The 4,680-nt window shown below is 70.1% G+C and carries 3 protein-coding genes; all 3 read right to left on the bottom strand.

Annotated features, from left to right (window positions below):
- Window positions 1–1,178: serine/threonine protein kinase (locus tag ENSA5_RS08520; RefSeq protein WP_181197527.1), on the bottom strand; the 1,178-nt coding region annotated here is incomplete at its 3' end.
- 200 nt (window positions 1,179–1,378) lie between these two features.
- Window positions 1,379–3,139, bottom strand: coding sequence for a signal recognition particle protein (locus tag ENSA5_RS08525; RefSeq protein ID WP_106391137.1), 1,761 nt, complete (start codon window positions 3,137–3,139; stop codon window positions 1,379–1,381).
- Between the two features lie 447 nt (window positions 3,140–3,586).
- Window positions 3,587–4,591 carry a HEAT repeat domain-containing protein gene (locus ENSA5_RS08535; protein WP_219906753.1) on the bottom strand — a complete coding sequence of 335 codons (1,005 nt, stop codon included), beginning with the start codon at window positions 4,589–4,591 and terminating at the stop codon, window positions 3,587–3,589.
- Window positions 4,592–4,680 lie beyond the last annotated feature (89 nt).

Raw genomic sequence — 4,680 nt, forward strand, 5'->3', positions numbered from 1 at the left:
TGTGGGAGCTGATCGCGGGCGCGCCCCCCTTCGTCGGCGACCCGGTCGAGGTCGCCAACGCGCACCTCGAACAGGGCCTGCCCGAGCTCGTCCGGCGCGAGGGGGGCGGTCGCTTGCCGTGGGCCCGACTCGCGGTTCGGCTCCCCGCGTGGCGCGCCTGTCGATGTCGGATAGCCCGGCGGGAGCTTTGCCCCGGTGTTCGCCGGACCCTCGCCCCGAGCCTGGCTCGACGCGATGCGCTCGGTCGGCGTGCGGGACACGTTGGGCGGTTGCGGGGCCAGCTCGACCGGGCGCTTCGGCGCGGGCGTGGAGCTTGGGCGGGGCGGGGCCTTGGCCGCGCTCGGCATGGCCTCGAGCAGCACTGAAAATTCACCGGCCGTGGCCAGGCGCTCGCCGGGGTCCTTGGCCAGCGCGAGGTGAAGCAGCGCCTCGATCTCGGCCGGGGCCCCGCGCCGGACGAGCTCGGGCAGGCCCTGTTCGAGGTGCGCGTTGGCGACCTCGACCGGGTCGCCGACGAAGGGGGGCGCGCCCGCGATCAGCTCCCACAGCATCACGCCGAGGGCGTAGATGTCGCAGCGCGGGTCGACGGCCTCACCGCGGACTTGCTCCGGAGACAGGTAGGCGGTGTGGCCCGGGAGCGGGCTGGTGTTGGTCACGGGCCGGCCACCGGGCTGCGTCAGCGCAGGCGCGAGACCGAAGTCGACGACGTGGACGCCATCGTCGCTGTCGACCAGCACGCGCGAGAGCCCGAGTCCGCCGTGGAACACGCCCTTGTCGTGGGCGGCCTCGAGCGCCTTGGCTACCTGGACGACGATCGCCTGGATTCTCGTCCAGCTCACCGGGCTCTCGCGTGAGGCGATCTGGTCGAGGCCCCTGGCGTCCTCGATCCAGGGCATGGCGAGGAACAGGCGGCCGTCGAAGTCTTCGCCGTAGTCGATCAGATCGACGACGCGCGGATCTTCGACCTGGGCCGTCGCGCGGGTCTCGAAGAAGCTCTCGCGTACGCGTGGATGGCTGAACTCCCGACCGAGACGCATGAGCGAGACGCGGCCGCCCATCGCCGTGTCCTCGGCTTCGTAGAGCTGGCCGAACCCGCGGTCGCCTCGATAGCCGTACACACGGTAGCGGTGCGACACGACCGTGTCGGCCTCGAGGACATCACCAGGCAGGTCGCTCATGGCATCTGGTGACATGATATTGGTGGTCTGCACTACCTACAAACAACCTCTCAATCAGAGTATCAAAGATCCGGCGCCGAGACCGATGTAATCCCAGTCACTAAACCAACCATATCGACCGGAATCACGTTTTGCGGGCGCGCGATGACCGTGGAGCCACGCGAAGATTGTGCAGCGACAGGAGCGGCGATCCGCGCTGCCTACTTGCGTCGATTCTTGCGCCGGGACTTGCGGTCTTTTTTGCGCTTGTCCTTGCCTTTTTTCTTGTCCTTGCCCCGCTTGGTCGGGCTCGGACCTGCGCCGCCCATGTCACCGAGCATGCTGGCGAGATCTGGCATCGCGCCGCCGCCGAGCCCCCCCGCGCCCCCAGGCATGCCCGGGATCCCTGGCATCCCGCCGCCGCCGCCGCCCATCAAGGCCTGGAGCGCGTCGGGGTCCTTGGCCAGCTTGCGAACCGCGCTGAGCTGCTTGGCCTGCTTGATCCCGGGGATCTTGCCGAGCATGCCGCCGCCGCCCATGAGATCGCCGAGCATGCCGAACATGTCGCGCATGACCATGAAGCGAGACACGAGCGCGACGACGTCTTCGCCCTGGTGACCGCAGCCCCGGGCGACTCGCTGGACGCGGCTCTCGATGAAGTCCTCGGGCCCGAGCTGGTCGGGCGCCTTGGGCTTGCGCGGCCGCTTCTTGCGCCGCGTCAGCTTGGCGTGGGCCGGGACGCTCGAGCGCGCGCTCTCGTCGAGGAAGAGCTCGGGGTCGGCCCGCTCCTTCTTCGTCATCGAGTTGATCATCGCCTCGATCTTGACGAGCTCGTTGTCGTCGGCGGCCTGCTCGAGGACCTCGTCGGGGATGTCGCCGCCGAACAGCGAGCCGAGCGGCATCTTGTCCATCAGGTCCCGCATCGATCCCATCGACTGGATGGTCTTGATCTGCTGCAGGAAGTCATCCATGCCGAAGCCGCCGCCGAGCATCTTCTCGGCGTCCGCGGCGGCCTTCTCCTCGTCGACGACCTCCTGGAAGTCGTTCATGAGCCCGACGAGGTCGCCCATGCCGAGGATCCGGCCGGCGAGACCCTCGGGCCGGAACTCGTCGAGCTTGTCGAGGCCCTCGCCCATGCCGAGGAACTTGATCGGCTTGCCGGTCGTGGCCTTGATCGACAGGGCCGCGCCGCCGCGGGCGTCGCCGTCGAGCTTGGTCAGGATCACGCCGGTCAGATCGAGGCGCTCGTCGAAGGCCTTGGCGGTCTGGACCGCGTCCTGGCCGATCATCGCGTCGATGACCAGGAAGATGTTGGCCGGGTGGACGCTCGACTGGATGTTCTCGAGCTCGGCCATCAACGCGTCGTCGACGGTGAGGCGGCCGGCGGTGTCGTAGATGACGAAGTCGACGCCCTTGATCGAGGCCTCTTCGGTGGCGTCGCGGCAGATGTCGACGGGGTTGGCCCCGGGCGCGGCGAAGACCGGGACGCCGAGGCGCTCGCCGAGCACCTGGAGCTGGTGGATCGCGGCCGGGCGGTAGACGTCGGCGGCGACGAGCATGACCGAGTGGCCCTCGCGCTGGAGCTTGCGCGCGAGCTTGCCGGTCGTGGTCGTCTTGCCCGAGCCCTGGAGCCCGACCATCATGATCCCGGTGATGCCCTTGTTGGCCCGAGCCAGGCTCGTGTCGACCGGGCCCATCAGATCGACGAGGGCCTCGTGGCAGATCTGGACGAAGTGGTCCTCGGGCCGGACCCGGACCTTCTTCTTGTCCTTGCCCTTGGCGACGAGCTGGACCTCCTCGCCGAGCGCGCGCTGCTTGACGTCGCGGAGGAACTTCTTGACGGTGCGGAATTCGACGTCGGCCTCGAGCAAGCTCAGGCGCACGTCCTTGAGGGCGGCGTCAACGACATCCTCGCTGAGCTCGCCCTTACCGGTCAGGCGCTCGCGGGCTGCCCGAAAACCCTTGGAGATGGTCTCGAACACGAGGCCGTGGTTACCACACAAGGCGCCTTTGTCCGACCGCTCCCGGCGCACGACAGCGCTCGCCGCGTGGGCGGCGGTCGGGCGTGGGTCGCCAAATGCCGCAGCGGGCCGGCGTCGGGCAGTCGAGCGCGGCCCCGCTGGCGACGGTGCCGCTCGCCCTGGGCGCGGCGGTGGTCGGGATCTCGACGGCCGCGGTCGAGATCCGGCTCGCGGCTCCGCTCGAGCCCGAGCTGATCGCGTGCCTGCGCGCGAGCGCGCTGCTCACTCACTCACCGGGCGAGGGCGAGGCCGTCGACGTCGTCAGCCTCGCGGCGCTGCTCGAGCCCGCGGGCGCCGCCTTGTTCGTCGGGCTCTCGCTGGCCGGGGCCCCGGGCGCGCGAGGGCCTGGGCGCGCGGATCTTGCTCGGCGGGGTCGCGCTCGGCCTGCCGGGCCAAGCGGCGTGAGGCTCAGGCCCCGAACTCCGCTCGGCCGCTCGCGCTCCACCACTCGACCCACTTTTGGATGCCGATCTCGCGCTCTTGCTTGGTGCCCGCGGCGAGGAAGTTGATGCGCTGACCGGTGATCCGGCGCAGCTCGTCGGCGGCCCAGCGGCGGACCGAGAGATCCTTGTGGGCGAGGCTCGACATGATCCACTCGACGCGGTGATGGTGGGCGTTGTCGCTGTACCAGCTGCGCCAGCGGTGGGGCTTGAGGCCGAGCTGCTGGCCAGTGATCGAGCACAGCGACTCGAGCGCGGCCTCTTGAATGTAGCGCTCCTTGCTCGCAAGCAGATCGATGAGCCGCGAGACCGCCGCGATGTCGCGGACCGTGCCGACCGCCCGCGTCGAGTGGAGCTGGCGCGTGCGGTTGGGGCTCTCGAGCTCGCGGCGAATGATCTTGACCGCGTCGTCGAAGCCCGGCTCGCCCGAGTAGGTCTCGAGCACGCGCATGGCGATCGCGCGGACGTCGGCGTCGGGATCGAAGGCGAGCTGGCCGAGGGCCGGGACCGCGAGCTCGTGGCGGAGCTCCATGAACACGAACGCGATGTAGAAGCGGACCGTGGGGTTGGGGTGCTCGATGACCTCGACGAGGTAGGGGCCGAGGCCCGAGCCGAGATCGAGGGCGACCCGGATCAGCGCGCCGTGGGCCGGGAGCGGGGGGAGGGTGTCGAGGTCGCGGCGGTGAACGTCGAGCTCACCGGGGAACTGCTTGGCGACGCGGCGCATGGCCGGCTCGCCGAGCTCGCGTAGGTGGTGGACCGCCGAGTGGTCGCCGCGGATCGCCGCTTGGATGGCCGCATCGATCTCGCGCAGCTGGTGGTCGGGCTTGCGCGGGCGGTCTTCGTCGTCGAGCTGGATCCGCCCGCGCACGGAGCTGGCCTCGCGGCCCAAGGGGGCCGAGAGCGCCTCCATGCCTGGTTTTGCCGAGCCGTTGTTGTTGTTCGGCCGGACCCGCACGGGGGGCTTGGTCACGGCCATCGGAGACGAGCTCGGCGCTGACCCGGGCGGGGCAGGCTCGCGCGGCGGTGGCGTCCGCACGGGCGGGATGCTCGGCGGGTCCT

Source organism: Enhygromyxa salina (assembly GCF_002994615.1).
Lineage (GTDB): Bacteria > Myxococcota_A > Polyangia > Nannocystales > Nannocystaceae > Plesiocystis > Plesiocystis salina_A.